This is a genomic window from Paenibacillus sp. JZ16 (genome assembly GCF_015326965.1).
In the GTDB taxonomy this organism is placed as follows: domain Bacteria; phylum Bacillota; class Bacilli; order Paenibacillales; family Paenibacillaceae; genus Paenibacillus_AQ.
In genome coordinates this window covers 5703857-5721939 of record NZ_CP017659.1, presented here as the reverse complement: position 1 = coordinate 5721939, position 18083 = coordinate 5703857, and the positions used below count along the sequence as shown (strand labels likewise).

Here is an 18083-nt window from a genome sequence, read left to right as displayed (position 1 = left end):
TTCAACCAGTCATCACACTTTTCTCAGTATCATCCACCATTGCTTATCATACGATTCGACTTCAACCTCTTCCAATCCTAGATTCGCTTCGCTAATCCAGCTTCTAGCCAGTTGGATATAGTTGCTGTGGAATTCAGAGGAATACCCCATTTCATCATATCCAGAATAAGTAATGTTATCGAATATCATGTATCCCCCTCTTTTTAACTGCTTACGGCTTGTGTCAATGATTTGGATAAACGCATGATATGCTGCATCCTTCAATATGCCTTTTCGGTGATAATCCATAACAGCTTGTAACATTTGAGGTTCGATTGTCCACCAATCTTGATTTACTGTATCAATGCCCTCACGATCCGCGATAATGGTCTGGATGATATCGTTAATAGCGTGGTGATAAGCGACAACGTCAAAAGAGGACTCCGGATAATATAAACCGACATTGGCTGCATCGTCCTCAACAACCCGTATACTGACGTCCATCCCTTTCGTTTTCTCCTGAAAGTTTCGTGTCAGATCCCTGTTGAGATTGGCAGTCACATAGGTGCCCATGTTGTTGGAATAAGCATCTAAAGCCTTTGGAATGTAAACAACATCACCGGCACCAACCTCCAAAAGACTTAACGCACGGGGTATATTCAGCTCCATGAAAAGATTCTGCCAAGAGGCCGAATAATACAATTGAAGATATTCGAATACCCTCTGCTTGGATATACCTATCGGTACGGCTAATATGTATTTCAGTTTGTTTTCCATTTGGACCGCGTTCATCTGTTCTAATTCAGAAATCATGTCCTGTGAAAAGTCACGTTTCAGAATATCGTTAAACACGCCTGCACTCATTCTCTCTGCTAGCGTCTGCATATCCATTAGCGTATCCCTCTCTTCGTATAGTTTCTAGAGTATATTCGAATTCATGGTGTTTTTTCCTCTTTATATTATTGAAGAAACTTTCCATTGCATGATGATGGCTGGCGGCTATTTGATAACGCAAAATGCGCCCAGCTGGTATTATCGAGCTGGGCGCAAGTCCTACGCATAAGAAGGCGTTTTATAACGTTGTGAAGCCGTTAATTACCGGAGAACCGCACTTTCGTTTATGTTGAGCCTCGGATTAAGGCACGTGCAAAATCCTCTACCTATGAATAACTAACAACATGATTCCCTATTTCATTAAATGGGTGTATATGGATTCATTTTATTTGATTATTTCTATTTCTTTAACTGCTCTAATTGGCGGCTGAGATTCTAATTGATCTGTATCAGCGGTAATTCTTACTCTCTGACCAGTATAATTTGCATGGTCTACCTTAAACTCGATCCCCTCCACTACACAGGAGGTCGTAATAGTAAGCGGAGGGTTTAGCTTTAGCTGGTGCTGGCGGAGGTGTTGGGACTTTTTTTATAATGTGCTGCTTAAATCGGCAATATTATTGGATCTCTAGCTTCTCGTATTTTTTAGCTGCCATCTTGCCAGGATAAGAGTCTTCCCTAGTCTCATAGTAAACAATGATTTCTTCACCAACTGTAAATTTTGAGGGATCAATCTTACTCACCCATACGACTTCCCTATATTCGCCAGATTTGATCACTTCTTGCGTATCTTTCTTTAAATCCCCCTCTGTTAAATTGGCTATGAGTAGTATTCTGTTATTTGGGGAATCGACTTCTTTTACGACTCCTTGCATCTGTTGGTAATCGGAATCGACAATATTACAAGCGCTCAATATAAAGAGGAGACAGCATATTACTAGCATCCATTTTATTTTCTTCATTAGTTTGCCCCTTACATATTCACTGTTTACTTCTCTCTAAGAACTTTATATATTCTCCACCTAGGAGACTCTTTAAAAAGATATCCCATAAATCATCTTTATTAGGGGATAATATCCACTGGAGATATTTTAGTTAAATCCTTATTTGACCCTAAATTGTTACTAAAATTTATTTAAAGAAATACATAGTATCAACTTTTCGAATTCATATATCCAATATAATGAAATTTGTAAACTAAAACACCACGAAAAAAGGTGGGTACTACGTGAGAAGAATAGGAATAGCGTTGTTAACAGTATTTTGTCTCCTCGCCGGTTGCAATCAGGCGTCTGATGTCCTCGTATCTAATTCAACAATTGATGAATCTGACATCGGCGAACATCGTATGCCATATTCCCTAAGTTTCACAGAAGTGAACCTAGAAAAACCACTTAAAAAAAATGTTGAAACAGACTTGACTAAAGTCATACTCAAACAAGAGATAGATAATTACACTACCTATTATTATCAAAAAAATCAAGATGATGAAAATATTTTTGCAGCTATAAAGATTGGAACGAATATTTTTGAAATTGGTCAAGTTGGTTACTCTGCTGAAAATACCGATCAATACACAATTAGTCGAGTTAATGCACTTGATAAGAATTATATAAAAGTAACAGGAGCATGTGGAGCTAATTGCCCAATTAGTTACTATATTCAAACGGATACAAATTCTCCAAAAGTATTGCAAATTGAAGCGCATACGGTGGAAGCAGATGTTGACCAGGACGGAACCAATGAAATTATTGCTACCGTTGGTACTGCTGCCCAAACATCAATTTACAAAATCAAGAATGCTCATATCGTTGCAACGAGTCTAAACGAGGCGCTTGATGCGCAGGAAGTGACATATGATAAAGAATCCAATACTTTTGTAGTCGGTGCGGATATCTGGAGGGTCAAGGGTGAGGAATTAGTGAGTCCAAAATAATTAGAGCCAACTTGGCTCTATGAGAAATGACTCCACCATCCTTACTAGTATTATATTTGATTGTAAAGCAATAAAAAAACAATTCATATCAGAATAGATTAGCTAGAGGAAATGCACTATCAAGGTTGATAGTGCATTTTTTCGATGAAATAATTCACACAAATTCGAACAACATACCGATCATAAGTCCGGTAAATTTCCCGATTTTGTCCCGACCCGAAATGGCGTCGAAATACCTTCATAATTGAACATCATGCTCATTCCCATAGATGCGTGCATCAGATTGTGGCAATGCATCATCCATAGTCCCGGGTTATCCGCCTTTACGTACACCTCGTAAGTATCACCTTCTTGCGTTAATAATGTATCAAGATATACGGGACTTCCGCTCAAAGCCTGGCCGTTATGGCTTAGCACCTGAAATATGTGCCCATGCAAATGAAAAGGGTGGTCCCCTCCGCCAGCATTCGTAATCGTCATTTTTACACGCTGGCCTTCCTTGACCACCAGAGGTGGTATTTCATGAAAACTTTTTCCGTTAATGGAGTTGATGAACAGATTCTGATCGAGCTTTAAGGTATAGGACTGATCGTAGGTTAATTTGTCTACAGGAGCATTCGGATCTGGTTCTCCATAGTCGGTCCATCTGAATAAGCTGTGATCCGAACGGATCTCCGGTTCGCTACCGGTCCCGAGTGTCACCTTCAAACCTGATTCACTCGTGACGACAACTTTACCTTGCCGCGGCATCTCAAAGAGAAGATCATAACGCTGGCCCGCTCCCATTAGAAATTTATAATGCTCCAGCATCCCCGGTTCGTGGAGGTCATGGCCATCCATCGCAATTATTCGGTAAGAGGCCCCGTCGACGTGAATCGTTTCCGTTTCGTTCGCAGCATTGATCATCCTCAGTCTGACTTTCTTTCCGGGAGCCGCCTCGATATGCGTTCCCTTTGTTGAACCGTTCATGAGATAAGTTCCATTTAACTGTTGGATAAGTATCGTTTCCTCCTGATCGTATTCGAACCGATCCTGCTGAGGATCGACAATGAAATTCCCCAGCAAGCCTTTTTCAACCTGGATGGAGCTAGCCTGATGAGAGTGATACCAATACGTTCCGGGAGAGTCTGCTATAAATTCGTACGTATACTGCTCTCCGGGCTTTACGGCATCCTGCGTCACACCCGCTACTCCATCCTGCGAACAAGGAAGAACAATCCCGTGCCAATGGATGGTAACCCCTTCTTGAATGTCCTTGTTGTCTAGCACGACACGGACTCTTTCACCTTCGGCAACTCGAATTTCTGGTCCTGGCGTGAGGCCGTTGAATGTCCAAACCTTCTCGATATCACCATTATCTGATTTTTTCTCGCTCTGTGAGGCCGTGAGCCGAAACTCGCGTACGGGCGCGTCGCTCTCCCCCTCTGTAATTGCTTCGCATGACCGTGTCGCCAGTGAAGCCTGGTGGGTTGCTGCAGAGGCGGTTCCATGCTGATGGCCCGCCATCCCTTCCATGTGATGCATTTCGCCCATATTTACTTCATATGGTTTTTGCATGCGAATTTGCCAAAAGTACGTGCCAACCAACGCACCCAGCAGAATCGCCACTCCCAACCCCGCTATACCGACCTTCCCTTTCCAAGTTAGCCTCCGCATAAGCTTTCACTCCTTTTTATGATTGATCAATCAATTACTTATTTATAAAAATGTTCATCGTTTTTTCTGCAGTTCGCGAATCGTTGCGGCAATTCCATCCGCCGGCTTCGTAGCCGGAATTGGGCCGATAAAACGCTTATATTTATCCCCGCTTAGGCGCAGCGGCTCCTTCGTTAAGTAAAGCATTTCGACAATCTCCTTCATGACGGGGACGAATAGACCGAGCAGCGACAATCCAGCCTTGCCAAGAGCAATAACAGGCTTCTTCATACCGGAGGCTTGCTGGGCGATGCGGACAATCTCATGACCGGAAATAATATCCGCCCCGGGAATATTCCAATTTTGACCATATGCCTGATCCTGTCTCGCAAGCTCTACAATCATAACTGCCGCATCAGGCAAGTACACATATTCGCGAGGAACCTTCATGTTTCCGATGAAAAATGCCATTTTGCCTGCGGCGATCGCTTCGAGTGTCCCTCCAAGATAGGATGCTTGATTTGCAGTCGGTCCGTAATAGTCCGGCAAACGAACAATCATGGCAGACACATTCTTCCATCTGCTGCTAAAGATCATCTGCTCAAAAGCAAGGCGCACTTTACCCTTTTTTGTATGAGGTTTTTTGGGATGCTCCTCGGTTACCCGATCCATCTGTCTTCTTCCATAAGGGTAAATTCCGTCTATTGCGACAACCTTCAAGCTTAATCGATTGGCAGCCTCCATGATGGCTTCGCCGAGCGGAATCAATTTACTCTCCATTTCGTGGTATGGGACGTTCGCACAATGGAACAATACCTCCGCTTCTTTTGCCGCAGTTACAATGTCATCCGGCCGGTATGCATCCCCGATTGCTAATGTAAGATGTGAAGGATTGCCGAGTTCTCTTGCAAGCTCCTCCAGCTTTTGCCGCGACCGTCCAAATGCAATCACAGGCAACCCCCTTTTTACCAACTCAGCCGTAATAACAGCACCAGTACCACCCGTTGCACCCACTACAATTGCTTTTTTCATGTTCATCAACACTCCTCTTATTTGTGATTGATCAATCACTAACTTATGATCACACTATAGCAAGTTGTGATTGATTAGTCAATAACCAAATTTCAAATTTATGGCATCGTATTTCTCAAAGCTAATTATTCGGGCATATCCAACACCGAGGAAATATTGTACAGCATCCCTCTGCCAAGAAACATCGGCAAATGGCCGAACAATTGGCCTGGACGACCGTTAAATAGTCTTGCAAATTCAAGCTAGCGGTTCCATTTATTCGGAAGGTCCTCTTGCCCCGCTTGAAATGGGATACAGTTATTTGAATAAGGTTTTACAGTTCTATGGGATATCGACTGAGGCGATTTTGGTTGAAGGAACGGCATCATCGGAGCAAGCTCCGGCTATTAAAGAAAAAGCAATCGAACATGCTAAGGAAGTCGCCCAACGATTCTAATTTAGGAAAGTAAAGTCAGCCTTCAAAAGCTGGTTCTGATTTTCTTTAAGGGGGCCTCATCTGCAGGAAATCAATTCGCATCGATCCCTAAATAATAAGATAAACGTCGATCGACGTACTTTCACAGAAGACAGACTTTTTGAATGTCGTTTTTCTAGCGATTACAGAATTCAGCTTCGCTGAAATTTATATATTTTATAATTTAAAAAAAGCCTGTTGAAGTTTTTCAACAGGCTGACCGCTTCCTACCAGAAGCGGTCATTTTTTTTGCGGAACGGTAGGTCTATTTTGCCAAGAAGGCGTCGACCTGATTCTGCAGCTCATTCTGGATTTTCTTCAGCACCGCTTCGCCTTCCGTTTTGAATCTGGCAAAGTATTCGTCCGGATCAAGCGCGCCGTTAAATAATCCGCTATAATATTTGGCCTGAATGGTCGCGAACTGGGCCACTTCGTTCTTCACCGGCGTCGGATCGAAAGTGAAGCCGGTCATAATATCCTTCGTGAAGTTGTCGGCTTGCGTAATGAATTGACTATACTCTCGGGTCTCTTCGTCGATACCGGCCCACTCCCGCTCTAACGCAGGATTCAACATGAGCTGGAACGAGACAATGCCGCCATCGTTGTTCAGTGTATCGTATTGATGCTCGCCGACCGCTTTCCAGTTCACGCCTTCGATGCCGTGCTCCAACAAATCATAATTCTCCTGCCGGTTGGCCCAATCGAGGAACATCATCGCCCGGTCTTTATGTTTGCTCGTCTTCACAATACAGATGAAATTATCCATTTTGTAATTGGATAGGTTCTTTCCAGGGGTCAGATCGAATAGACGGACGGCTTCCAGCTCTCCATCGGGCACGACCTGCTTCAACTGATCGTTGTACGTCTTGGGAATGCCAAAGGCCATTTGGGGCGTGGCCGCGACTTTGTTCTGGAGCTGCATGTCCCCCGGACCGCTTTTATTCGTCAAGACATCCTGCGACATGACTTTGTCAACGAACAGCTTGCGGACATCCTGGATGCCCGACCAGATCTTTGGTTCCTGGGTTTCAAAGAAGTTGTAGACCTTGCCATCGTTGCCCTTGTAATACAGCATCAAGCTGGCGCCAGCAAAATTCGTTGGACGAATGTTGACGCTGGTATCGTCCCGGATCAGCCAGTTGACCCAGCTGTAGGTGACGTCGTCTGCGCCCGCGAGGAGCGGCGTGATGCCGGAGTTACTGTCACGAACGGCGTAGAGATAAGCTTTTAGATCTTCATACGTCTTTACGGGCGGCAAGTTTAACTGCTCCCTCAGGTCCTTTCGGATGAAGATCGACCTCTGTTGGGTATAGGCGCTTCCTAAGGGAACGCCGTAGATATTACCGTTAATTTTGTTCGCGTCCCACATTTGTTGCGGCCTCGTCTTTTTCACATTAGGGCCGTATTCGTCCAGCAGTTCGCTTAATTCTTCGTAATAGCCCTGGGAAGCCATCGTGTCCAAATGCAGCCACGGGGCATCAAACATCAAATCCACGCTCTCTCCCGAAGCCAGCATGACGTTGGTCTTCTGATTTAGATCGGCAAAGTCGACAAATGTAAATTTAACCTGCGTATTGATTTCGGCTTTTAATCGCTTGTTGACTTCGGCCAGCACCTCGTCATAATTAGCTCCTTTTGCCCCCGGAATGACAACCTCCAAAGTGACCGGTTCAAAGGACGGATCTCCGGTTTCCCCGGCATCGCCCGGCGCGGAGGCGCCCCCGCCGGATCCGGAGCACCCGGACAAAGCGATGGCTAGTCCGAGCAGCGCTGTCACCAAGAATTTGCGTTTTGATTTGGCCATGTAAATGACTCCCTTCAAATTATCAACTTATGTATAAGCGGCTGGCCAGTCTATAACGCGCTCAGCCATTTGCGTAGAGCCCCAATCTTAACCTTTCACCGAGCCGAGGGTCAGACCTTTAACGAAATATTTCTGGACCATTGGATAGACGAGTATAATCGGGCCGATCGTCAGGCATACCGTTGCCAACTTGACCCCTTCCGCCGGCGGCAGCGTCAGCACATTGCCGTGATTAAGCGACGTGAGCTGCATCTGCGACATGAGCTGCCGAAGAAGCAGCTGAAGCGGGTACATATCACTGTTGTCGATAAACAGAAGCGACAGCCACCAATCGTTCCAATATTGCAGCGCATAGAACAAGCTGATCGTCGCAATAACCGGCGTTGAGATCGGCCGGATAATTTTGAAGAAGATCGTCCACTCTCCGGCGCCGTCCATATTAGCCGATTCGTTCAGCTCATAAGGCAACGAGCGATAGAACGAGACCAGGATAAACGCAAAGAATGGATTCATGACATAGGGGAGCACAAGCGCCCATAGCGTATCTTTCAGATGCAGCCACTGAACAACGAGAAGATAGAAGCCGACGAGCCCCGAGCCGAAGACCATCGGCACATAGGTCATGAACGAGAGGAAGCCGCCGTATCGGTTCTTCGGATGGGCCAGCACGTATGCAAACAACGCGGTGACAACGAGGCCGAATACGGTTCCGATGGCTGTTACCGCAATGGTGATGCCATAGCTGGTAAACATTTGCTTGCCCTGAAGGAGAAAGCGATACGACTCCAGCGTAAATTCATCCGGCCATACGGAGTATCCGTTCACCGCCAAGCTTCGGGTGCTGGAGAACGAATTGATGACCATCAGCCAAAAAGGAAACAAACAAACCAGTGCAAATAGAATCAAAAACAGTCCGAATAAGAACACCGCCATTTTATCGGAGAACCCGTTTGTCCGTCGAACTCGTGGGGGCGTGATCAGAGCAACCGGACGATTCATATGGAATTCACCTCCCATTGGATTTCTCAAAACTAAAATAATCTGGAGTCGTTATCGATTTTCCGAACCAGCGCATTAAACGAAACGACGGCGATAAGCCCCATAATAGACTGATAGAACACGATAGCCGATGACATGCTAAAATTGCCCAGCTGCCTTAACGCCCGATAGGAGTATGTATCGATGACATCGGTCGTCGGAAATAGAATCCCGTTGTCCCCGATAATTCCGTAGATCATACCGAAATCACCATAGAAGATACGTCCGACTCCCAAGAGGACGAGAATGATGATTTGCGGCTTCAGCAAAGGCAGCGTAATGTATTTCATCTGCTGCAGCCTCGTGGCTCCGTCCAGGCGAGCGCTCTCATAATAGTCGGAGGAGAACCCGGTAATGGCAGCGATCAGAATAATCGAGTAGTAACCGGCACTCTTCCAGATTCGCGTTAAGGTTAGAATAATCGGCCATACCCACGGGGTCTGGTACCAATCGACGGCTTGAAGTCCGCTCATGCTCAGCACGCGGTTAATCAGACCGTCCGTGTTGTTGAATAGAATGAATGTCATATACCCTACGACAACCCAGGAAATGAAGTAAGGAAGGAAGACGACGGATTGTATCGTACGTTTAAACCATTTCAAGCGAATCTCATTCAAGAAGAGAGCAATGAGAAGCGCAAAAACCATCTCGAAAATAATGAACAGCGCATTTAAATAAACCGTATTGACCGTAACTTGAATCCAATCCCGATTGGAGAAAAAAAAGCGGAAGTTATCCAGCCCCACCCAATCACTGCCCCATATACCTTTGCTGATCTGAAAGTCCTTGAACGCTAGCAGATGTCCGGACAGAGGAATATAGGAGAAGACAACGAGAAAGATGACTCCCGGTATCGCCATCGAATACAAGCTCCGATTCTTTACAAGATCCCTAAACATTCTCAATTTATAGTATCCCTCCATTCGATCTGGTCTGTCCGATGTGGCCAAATCCTGACAGTGTTTATTATGTATGGAAGGAGGATTTCGGAATAGTCCTCATTGTGTCACAAAGGGTACTCAACTTAAGGATTGTGCGGTAATCGGACTTTCGGTATCATCTTAATTTCTACTTTGTCAAAATGAGGACTTCACACAAGGGTCAGGATATGATTGAGTAAGGAGGTCCCGGTTCGTTTCTTCTATCGAACAGTTACGTTATACCCTTAAACCGTCAATCCATCAGCAAGGGGTGCTGGCATTATATGAGGATCAAACCTATTTTACAGAAGACCTATTTTCGAACCTTTCTTTTACTGACCACCGTTCTGATCTGTTCCATTATTCCTTTCGTCTATCTACTGTCTGCGGAATTCGCAAAATACACCATGCTGGAGGTTCGCAGCAGTTCGCAGAACGAAGTCAACAACCTGGCTTCGAAGGCCGAAATGATTCTCGGCAATTTGAAAGCTAACGGGCTCAGCATGTACGCCGATCAGAATATTCAGAACTGGTTCTTCAATACAAGCAACGATCCGCTCATCAACCATGCTGCACTCGTCGCCCAATCCAATTTCATGTCCACCGAACCGCTCATCCAGCGATCCTATCTAATTAATTTGAAGCTCGATCTTGTCGTCGATTCCAAAGTCGGAATTGTCCGCAATGAATCCTTCGCCGACCAGAGCATGCTGAAGCGTGTGGAGTCATTCCACCCCCAATATTTGCGCTTCTTTAATCATTCGCTGGATGGCTCGGACTCCCTGGCCCTTATTCTGCCTGCAACCCCCAAGAAGCCGTCCGACTTCTATCTCGTGCTGCTCGTTGACAAACCGCTGCTGTCGAAGCTTTTGTTCGGCCAAACGGTCTCCTCGGAACAAGACATTCGGATTCTGGACGAGCACGGGCAACTTCTATTGGGCGTGTCTAATCCCGCGCTGAGCGGACAGCTATATCAAGCGAGCCGGGAGCAGCAGGACAGCGATTTTCAAGTTCGGCTCCCGCATCAGAGATGGTTCGTTAATACAGCCAAGCTGACTACTGAAAATTGGTCGGTATACTACTCGAACGAGTATCATATTTTGACACGCCATATCTCCTTATTCCAGCAAAAATTGATAACGTATACATTGCTTCTATTGGCACTCCTCTCCTTGTTGTTCTTCTGGAGTTCTCGCCGTTCCTTGCGCTCCATCACCTTCTTGTCGGAAAAGCTGAAGGGAAAGGTTGCATTCGCAAATGCCACGTCAGATGCCAGGCCGGATATCCAATGGATCAATGACGGCATCGATATGCTTCTGAACAATGTGGAACAGCTTCATGCATCCATGAGAAACCAATCCGAGCTCGTTCGAACGGAGCTTCTCGCCCAGTGGATGCTCCACGGTACGCCGGGTACCAAGTGCTACGAATATATTCAGACCAAGACCAAACTGGCCTCCTGTGAAGCTCTGTTTTTGGCCGTCCTTCGGATCGAAGCCTATACGGTCTTTTGCGAACGTTACGATTTCCCTTCCCGGAAATTGATCAAGTACGCCATACGCAATATTAGCGAAGAAGTGATTGGTGCAGGTTCTTATGCGGCCGAAGGCTTGGATATGGGCGGCGACCATATCATTCTGGTCGTTGGGGGCCATGCATCCGGCGGGCTTCAACTACAACGTCTTCTGGAGGAGACGCAGAATCAGGTTGCACGTATCCTGAACGTTGATACAACCACCGCAGTCAGCAATGCCTATGACTTCGGCGCCAATATCCGAAACATCTATGATCATATCTACGAATTGACGAAGCTGCGATTTCTTAACGGAGAGAAGCAATTTTTTCTGGAGAGCGATTATGAAGAGTTTATGGCAGGGTATCCTTCTGCGTCTGAGGCGCTGGAGACAGCCGAGATCATCAAGTCGATCCGCCGCGGCCGCCCGGAGAGCGCGCTCGCTCTGCTGCGTCAGCAGATGAAGCACGTCCATGAACTTCCTTATCGCGACTGCAAGCTTAACCTGACCTACTTTACCTACGATCTGCTCAAGAACTTCAACAAATCCAGCGTCCTGCACGAAATCAGCAGCATTCATCAATTACTCGAGCGGTACAGCACGCTGTCCGAGTATCAAGCATGGCTGGAGAGCATCGTGACAATGCTCGCGTCCGAGACCGAGGTTCCGAAATCTTCAAGCCGCAAGGAAGAAATCGTCCTGGAGATCAAAGAGTACGTGGACAACCACTTGCAGGATGCGCAATTGTCGATCGAGCAGGTAGCCGACAATTTTTCCTTCTCCGTGAGCTATATCCGGCAGCTTTTCAAAGAGATCATGAACGTGTCATTGTCCGAGTACATACTTCAGGAACGAATCGAGAGAGTGAAGGAGAAACTGATATCCAGCCAGCTCTCGGTACTGGAGATCGCAGATCAATGCGGCTTCATATCCAAAGGGCATTTTTTCGCCACATTCAAGAAGTTCACGAATCTTACTCCGAAGCAGTATCGGGAAATCCACGGGGACTCCGCCGTTAAAGATATCGTTCCTCCCAGCTTATCATGGAGAAGCGGCAGCTAGGTATGCCTGTTCTGCAGGAACAAGCTCAAGTCGAAAAGGACCTCTCCGGTAAAGCCCCACAGCGCTTACGGAAAGGTCCTTATTCGTTCATCAATAACGGTCTGGCGCTCTAACGCTATATACCGGTCGTTACTTGAACCGGCTCTAGCCCTAACTCCGGATTCGCCAGATCGAGTTTATACATGACTTGATTGTAGTTATACCGCGGTGTCGGGATATGATCCGTGAACGTATTCGTGTAGGTGCCTTCGAAATAGATAATTCGGCCGCTTTCCTTGTTGAAGTTTTTGTGCTGGGCCACGTTGTAAAAAGTATAATTGTCATGCGTTACGATCTTTTTGGCAGTAGTCCAAGGGCCTTGAGGGGCCGGAGCCTCCGCGTACCAGATTTCCCCGAGCACCGACGTCTTGCCCTGCAGCTGCTGCCCGATCATCACGTAACGCTGCCGGTAATCGTTCCATTCGACGGAGCTTGAGGCGATTTCCACCGCTTCGCCGGTATCGGCATCTTTCAACTGATAATAATGCGGGTCATCCGCTTGGATCAGCCCTAGTTGGATCAATTCCTTCTCTTGACTTTGGGTAAGCGGCGGCGTGTTCTTTTTCCAGCCCCATACGAGCTTGCCGTCCTCGTCTCGTTCCAGCGACGTTTGAGCCCCGTTGTATGCCGTTCCCGGCGTCAAGCACGTAAACGATTCGTATTGAGTATAGTCGATGATGGCGTCATAGCTGGCGGCAACTCGCAAATTCGGCATCCGGTGTTCGGTAAAGAGCCAGTAACCCGACCCGTTCTCTTCATAATAGGTTGCTTGGCCTCCCGGATGGCGCCAATCGTCTTTGGAAGGGAACTGGACGACCTGCTCAAACTCCTTCGTATTGTCGTTAAAGACAAGAATCCCGAAGGCGGTGAGATCGGGATTATGCGTGCTGTAGCCGGCGAGCAGACGCTCCTGTCCTGTGCTGTCCTCGGCGGTCATCAAACCGAACACCCAGGCTATACCGGCGCCGTCGGGCAGCGGCGGCACCAAGCTTTTGACGAAGCCGTCGTCTTTCGTAAAATAGTTCAGATTTACGCCGACGTCAGGATCCAACCCGCCGTTTTGCGGCATACTCGAAGTCGCTCCCGTTACGCGGAAATTCCCCAGCGGATAAGCCGGTCTGTCGGTATCGCCCCAGAACCAGTACAGCTTATTGTTGTACTCGATCGTCTGCACGGAATCCTGTCCCATGACCAGACCGTTGATCAGCGGCTCCTGAATCGGCGCATTCAAACCAAGCAGTACGCTGTCGCGGTATATACCCTGTCCCGTAACCCGATACAGCCGTTCCGCGATGTTGACCCGGTTCATCTCGATCGTAATCATGCCCCCGGGCGTGATCTGTACGGCCTGCCCGCGATTGCCGAACATGTCGGCAGGGAAGTCGTAACCGTCGCTCGACAAATGAAAGAAGACCGACTGATCCATTAGGCCGGGCTCGTTGAAGGCCACGATACCGGCACTGTCCGTGTAATACAGAATGTTGTTCGTCGTCTTCAGCTCAACAAGAGGAATGCCCCGGCCCGTCTCGGCATCCACGATCTTGATCATGAACGGCTCCTGAACCTTTTTCTTTGCATTGCTCAGATGTGGCTCCGCGCTGCTTTCCGCAGCCTGCGCCGTCACCGCGGCGCCTGGAGCCGTCATGACCGTCAGTATGGTGCATGTCCAAATTCCCGCACGTTTCCACTGCTTCATCTTCATAACTCTTACCTCCCGACTTCTAGTAATTTTGATAGAATGATATCGTTGCTGACCGGATACCGTCTGTTCGAACCCTATTTCTACAGCCATGGGTACGAAACGCCTCCATAACCACCTCCTTTCTCAACTTGGAGAGGAACACATACGCGGATCGAGCAATAAAAAAAGGACCTAGCGACGTACATTTTCAATCAGAACATACGGATCGACAAGCATAAGCGGATGTAAGCTTCGGCGCGAATTTCGAAGAAACTTCGCACCGAGCTCTGCAAGCATTTTGCGGATTACCTGCTCCATGCTGATGAAGGAAGCACTGGCTCTACTAGCCCCCACAATATAAAGTAGGAACGCTACAACTAAGTGCAGTTGACGTCAGGATCCGACTCGCATGCGCGACCAATCGAAGCCGATCGCCTCCAGCAGTGCGCGCGCAAGCAGCAGATGCCCCGTCAAGCTCGGATGCACCCGGTCGGACGCCAGCGCAGTCGGATGCACGTATTCGAAATGGCTGGCGAAAGCAGCCTGCGTATCCACAAACAATGCACCTACCCGCTCCGCAACCCGCTTGGCAGCCCGTCCGAACTCGTCCATCCGGCTGCGCATGCGATCTTGGTCATTCGGCTCCAGATAGAACGGTGTCATAATCACGAGTCCCTCCAAGCCGGGAAGTGCCGATCGCACCAGCTCTTCCAGGGTCTGTTCATATTCTTCAAGGCTCACATGCGACTCCGGGATAGCAGGTTGGTCGAACCGCCGCCATACATCGTTGATGCCGATCATAACCGTTAACCAATCCGGATTCAGATCCAGTACGTCCGTCTGCCATCTGGCCTGCAAATCCCGAACCGTATTGCCGCCGATGCCCATATTCGTCACGCGAATGGAGAGCTCGGGATATGCCGCCTGCAGCATCCCGTCCACAAGTGCGGCATACCCTTTGCCGACGCCCTGGAACAACCCTTCCCCGTACGGATATTTACGTTCGCAGTCCGTGATCGAGTCGCCGATCATGACTAGGCGTTGCCCTTCTTTCAGCTTCATCCTTTATTCCTCCCACTCCGTTGGAGCCGAATCGTCTTCACCTCGAACGGACCGAATTGTAGCAATACATTTCCGCCCTCGTGCGGCAATTCCGCCATTCTCTCCTCCAGCATATTTGCCTCATAAACCATCGCAACGGACAGGCCGAAGTGAAGCCCGCACGCTACGGAGGCTCCCTTGCTCTCGTACAGACGCACGATCCAATCGCCCGATTCGTCTTCGGCAAGCTTGACCGTCTCCGCGATCACATTGGCTTGATCGACAAAGAGCAACGATTGCTCCTCCCGGCCTCCTCCAGACACGAGGCTGATAGGATAGTTCATCTCATAGGCTTCCCGTACGACAGGACTGCCCAGGAACGCTCCGTTCCAGAAAGTAAATCCATATGTAAAATGATGCGTCCCCTGATCGGACGTCTCATCCGGCCACGTCGGAGCCCGAAGCAGCGTTAGGCTCAGAGTATTGTCGTTGACGGAGATCCCGTATTTGCAGTCGTTCAGCAGCGCAAAGCCGCGATTCGCTTCTGCAAGCGCCGACCACTTATGCTGAACAACTTCGTATCGATCCGCATCATGCGGACGCGAAGCATGATTCGGCCGCTTGACGTAACCGAACTGAATTTCCTGCAGCGACTCGTTCGCATGAACGCGAACAGGGAAATCGACTTTTAGCAGCTTGTTCTTCTCGCGCCAGTGAATCGTCGTATGAAATTCCACCCGGCGGCTGCCGGCACGAAGCCGGATATCCTGGACCAGGGTCGATTGGTTCAGTTCGCGCTCAACCCGAATATTCGCGAAGAGCGGGCCGTTTGCGGTAACGGATACCTTGGCGCTCGTATTCAGCTCGACGGGTGCCAAGCGGTAGCGCCGATCGATCTCCCACGCATCGAAATCCGAATTTTGATCCCGATACATTCGCATGACGTTGCAGCGATCCGCCGCCCATTCCGTGCCGGTCTCCTTGTCAAAAATACGAGTAAGCTCGCCCTGTTCGTTCAATTCGAGTGCAATCCATTCGTTCTCCAGACTCGATTCCGTTGCAAGGACCGCCGATGCTGCTGGAGCATCCGACGCTTCCGCTTCAGCCTTGTACGTCGACCAGCCCATGGAAGGCGCCTCTACCTCGGCATAACGAACGCCTTCGTACAATTGCACCGGCATAACCGCTCCGTTCCCGTCCGCAATCCCATGAACGCCGGCTGGCAACGCGACCAATTCCTTTCTCGACCAGGATAGCGAGTTAAAGACGGTAACCCGGGAGGCATCATCGTCCGTGAGCGCATTCCTTGTATCCGATGCCATGTCGTACACGTTCTCATTCAATGCCATCAGCTCAAGCTGCGCCTCTTCATGGACACGATGGATGGAGGAGCCCGGCAGAATATCGTGAAATTGGTGCAACAGCAGGGTCTTCCATAGCCGGTCCAGGTCCTCGTGAGGGTAGTTCCGATTAACCAGCAGCTCCGCGGCAGCTCCCCAAAGCTCCGCCTCGCGGAAACCGATTTCCGCCTTCCGGTTCAGCTTTTTGATGATCGCTTGCGTCGTGTACGTCCCGCGGTGGGCGGGATAATAGAGCTCTCCTACGTATTTGACATCAGGGATGCCTTTTTCGATCTGATCCTCAAAAAATTCGATCGGCGAGCCATGCTTCGTCTTGGGAACGCCCTCCAAATTACCGAGCCTGCGCATAAATTCGAGATCATCCCGATTGGAGCCGCCGCCTCCGTCGCCGTGTCCGAACTGCGTGAGTCGCGTAGAAATCCCCTCAAGCTGGACGCGATCGCTCCACTGATGGATCAAGAACGACGGATTGATCCGAATCGGGTAGTACTCGCCGTAGTTCATCAGATGCGTCAAAATTTGCGAACCGTCGATCCCTTCCCACAGGAACGTATTATGCGGGAACGGGTCCGCTACATTATCATAAGTACCGAACAATTTTGTAGACGCGAAATAATGGATCCCGCAGCCCTTCATGATTTGCGGCAGGTTGCCGGAATAACCGAATACGTCAGGCAGCCACAGCATCTCGTTGTCCACGCCGAATTCGTCCTTGAAGAACCGCTTGCCGTGCAGCGCCTGGCGGATCAGACTCTCGCCGCTGGGTAAATTCGTATCGGGCTCCACCCACATGGATCCTTCGGGTATGATTCTCCCTTCCTTTACCGCCTGTTTAATGCGCCCATACAACTCCGGATACAGCGTCTTGACCACCTGGAACAAATACGGCTGGCTTTGGGTGTAAGTGTATTCCGGATATTCGTCCATGAGCGCCAACTGATTGGACATGGTCCGCGCAATTTTCCGCTTCGTTTCCGCGATCGGCCACAGCCAGGCGACATCCAGGTGGGACTGTCCCATAAGGTACAGGGTCGGCGCCGTTGAACCGTTCATGCAGGCCAAGAACGGCTCCATCATCTGCCGACACTGCTTTACGTTCTCTTCCAACAATTCCTGACGCAGGGTCAGGTCGATCGTGGCAAACACCTGAGTCAAACAACGATCAATCTCCGCAACGCGAAGGGATTTGGCATCGAGATGATTGCGAAGATCGTACAAACATTCCATATCGATGAAAAATTGGTAGACTTCCTCTTCAAAAATGCAGAGCTGCGACTCTCCGAACATCGGCTGAGAATCCGTTTGGCCGGCGTACGCTTCCGCGACAATTTCGAATCGCTCGCCGGCTTGCGCCGAACGGGTTAACGTTACGTAATGATGGTTAAGGTCCTTTGCGCCGCTCACAATGCCGTTAATATATACGGTCGCTTCGGATCCAAAATCAAGCAAGGCCACAAGACGTTTGCCTTCAGCCTCCTGAGGAACGACGATCATCGAGCGGAACCAGCCGTATCCCCACTTTTCCCCCCACCGTTGACCCGGGGCGATGCGCTCAAACGGCCGCCCATCCATTTCATGGATGAATAGTTGTTCCATTGTTGTAAAACCGGAAAAATCTATAGAGGAAAGCTTCGTCATCATAAATCGATGTCTTTTGTTTAGCAGCTTTTCGGCATGAAATAAAATCTCTTTTTTTTCACTCAAGCTTTCTCACATCCTATGGTTTCGTTATCATTAATCCTATCGCTCTGCG

At 48.6% G+C, this 18083-nt stretch carries 13 protein-coding genes; 2 read left to right on the top strand and 11 right to left on the bottom strand.

The genetic code is table 11. From position 1 onward, the window contains the following. Nucleotides 1-12: 12 nt before the first annotated feature. The gene (locus BJP58_RS25615; RefSeq protein ID WP_194541125.1) at nucleotides 13-870 is read right to left on the bottom strand and encodes a hypothetical protein; all 858 of its coding nucleotides are present in this window, start codon (nucleotides 868-870) and stop codon (nucleotides 13-15) included. Nucleotides 871-1430: 560 nt separating this feature from the next. Beyond that, nucleotides 1431-1775, bottom strand: coding sequence for a DUF3221 domain-containing protein (locus BJP58_RS25610; protein WP_194541124.1), 345 nt, complete (start codon nucleotides 1773-1775; stop codon nucleotides 1431-1433). Between the two features lie 266 nt (nucleotides 1776-2041). On the opposite strand from BJP58_RS25610, the gene BJP58_RS25605 reads away from it, so the two are divergent. Continuing rightward, entirely contained in the window at nucleotides 2042-2749 is a 708-nt protein-coding gene (locus BJP58_RS25605) for a hypothetical protein (protein WP_194541123.1), read from the top strand. Nucleotides 2750-2929: 180 nt separating this feature from the next. On the opposite strand, the gene BJP58_RS25600 is transcribed toward BJP58_RS25605, so the two are convergent. The 5 genes from BJP58_RS25600 to BJP58_RS25580 form a co-directional block, all read right to left on the bottom strand. Next, complete coding sequence (locus BJP58_RS25600) at nucleotides 2930-4405, bottom strand: multicopper oxidase family protein (protein WP_194541122.1); 1476 nt, start codon at nucleotides 4403-4405, stop codon at nucleotides 2930-2932. Between the two features lie 54 nt (nucleotides 4406-4459). Continuing rightward, nucleotides 4460-5416, bottom strand: a complete 957-nt coding sequence (locus BJP58_RS25595; protein WP_194541121.1) for an SDR family NAD(P)-dependent oxidoreductase — start codon at nucleotides 5414-5416, stop codon at nucleotides 4460-4462. A gap of 719 nt (nucleotides 5417-6135) precedes the next feature. Then, nucleotides 6136-7674, bottom strand: a complete 1539-nt coding sequence (locus tag BJP58_RS25590; RefSeq protein WP_194541120.1) for an extracellular solute-binding protein — start codon at nucleotides 7672-7674, stop codon at nucleotides 6136-6138. Nucleotides 7675-7761: 87 nt separating this feature from the next. Then, a complete protein-coding gene (locus tag BJP58_RS25585) occupies nucleotides 7762-8673 on the bottom strand; it encodes a carbohydrate ABC transporter permease (protein ID WP_194541119.1) in 912 nt (303 codons plus the stop codon). A 32-nt stretch (nucleotides 8674-8705) separates the two neighbouring features. Then, nucleotides 8706-9572, bottom strand: coding sequence for an ABC transporter permease (locus BJP58_RS25580; RefSeq protein ID WP_233354762.1), 867 nt, complete (start codon nucleotides 9570-9572; stop codon nucleotides 8706-8708). A 344-nt stretch (nucleotides 9573-9916) separates the two neighbouring features. Here BJP58_RS25580 and BJP58_RS25575 point away from each other — a divergent pair, with 344 nt between their 5' ends. Continuing rightward, nucleotides 9917-12208, top strand: coding sequence for an AraC family transcriptional regulator (locus tag BJP58_RS25575; RefSeq protein WP_194541117.1), 2292 nt, complete (start codon nucleotides 9917-9919; stop codon nucleotides 12206-12208). 115 nt (nucleotides 12209-12323) lie between these two features. Here BJP58_RS25575 and BJP58_RS25570 read toward each other — a convergent pair whose 3' ends face one another. From BJP58_RS25570 to BJP58_RS25560, 4 genes are all read right to left on the bottom strand, one after another. Further along, nucleotides 12324-13949: a hypothetical protein gene (locus BJP58_RS25570; RefSeq protein ID WP_194541116.1), complete on the bottom strand. Its 1626-nt coding sequence runs from the start codon at nucleotides 13947-13949 to the stop codon at nucleotides 12324-12326. 171 nt (nucleotides 13950-14120) lie between these two features. After that, nucleotides 14121-14246 carry a hypothetical protein gene (locus BJP58_RS33975; protein WP_267907839.1) on the bottom strand — a complete coding sequence of 42 codons (126 nt, stop codon included), beginning with the start codon at nucleotides 14244-14246 and terminating at the stop codon, nucleotides 14121-14123. 75 nt (nucleotides 14247-14321) lie between these two features. Next, on the bottom strand, nucleotides 14322-14990 hold the full coding sequence (locus tag BJP58_RS25565; protein ID WP_194541115.1) for an SGNH/GDSL hydrolase family protein: 669 nt from the start codon (nucleotides 14988-14990) through the stop codon (nucleotides 14322-14324). Next, complete coding sequence (locus tag BJP58_RS25560) at nucleotides 14987-17926, bottom strand: alpha-mannosidase (RefSeq protein WP_233354761.1); 2940 nt, start codon at nucleotides 17924-17926, stop codon at nucleotides 14987-14989. The genes BJP58_RS25565 and BJP58_RS25560 overlap by 4 nt, the downstream gene beginning before the upstream one ends. Between the last annotated feature and the right edge of the window lie 157 nt (nucleotides 17927-18083).

What these genes read in the sequence shown, in the direction of transcription:
- BJP58_RS25585 (WP_194541119.1), bottom strand. Translation starts at nt 8,673, where the DNA reads ATGAATCGTCCGGTTGCTCTGATCACGCCCCCACGAGTTCGACGGACA.
- BJP58_RS25595 (WP_194541121.1), bottom strand. Translation starts at nt 5,416, where the DNA reads ATGAAAAAAGCAATTGTAGTGGGTGCAACGGGTGGTACTGGTGCTGTT.
- BJP58_RS25565 (WP_194541115.1), bottom strand. Translation starts at nt 14,990, where the DNA reads ATGAAGCTGAAAGAAGGGCAACGCCTAGTCATGATCGGCGACTCGATC.
- BJP58_RS25615 (WP_194541125.1), bottom strand. Translation starts at nt 870, where the DNA reads ATGGATATGCAGACGCTAGCAGAGAGAATGAGTGCAGGCGTGTTTAAC.
- BJP58_RS25575 (WP_194541117.1), top strand. Translation starts at nt 9,917, where the DNA reads ATGAGGATCAAACCTATTTTACAGAAGACCTATTTTCGAACCTTTCTT.
- BJP58_RS25580 (WP_233354762.1), bottom strand. Translation starts at nt 9,572, where the DNA reads ATGGCGATACCGGGAGTCATCTTTCTCGTTGTCTTCTCCTATATTCCT.
- BJP58_RS25610 (WP_194541124.1), bottom strand. Translation starts at nt 1,775, where the DNA reads ATGAAGAAAATAAAATGGATGCTAGTAATATGCTGTCTCCTCTTTATA.
- BJP58_RS25590 (WP_194541120.1), bottom strand. Translation starts at nt 7,674, where the DNA reads ATGGCCAAATCAAAACGCAAATTCTTGGTGACAGCGCTGCTCGGACTA.
- BJP58_RS25570 (WP_194541116.1), bottom strand. Translation starts at nt 13,949, where the DNA reads ATGAAGATGAAGCAGTGGAAACGTGCGGGAATTTGGACATGCACCATA.
- BJP58_RS33975 (WP_267907839.1), bottom strand. Translation starts at nt 14,246, where the DNA reads ATGGAGCAGGTAATCCGCAAAATGCTTGCAGAGCTCGGTGCGAAGTTT.
- BJP58_RS25560 (WP_233354761.1), bottom strand. Translation starts at nt 17,926, where the DNA reads ATGGAACAACTATTCATCCATGAAATGGATGGGCGGCCGTTTGAGCGC.
- BJP58_RS25600 (WP_194541122.1), bottom strand. Translation starts at nt 4,405, where the DNA reads ATGCGGAGGCTAACTTGGAAAGGGAAGGTCGGTATAGCGGGGTTGGGA.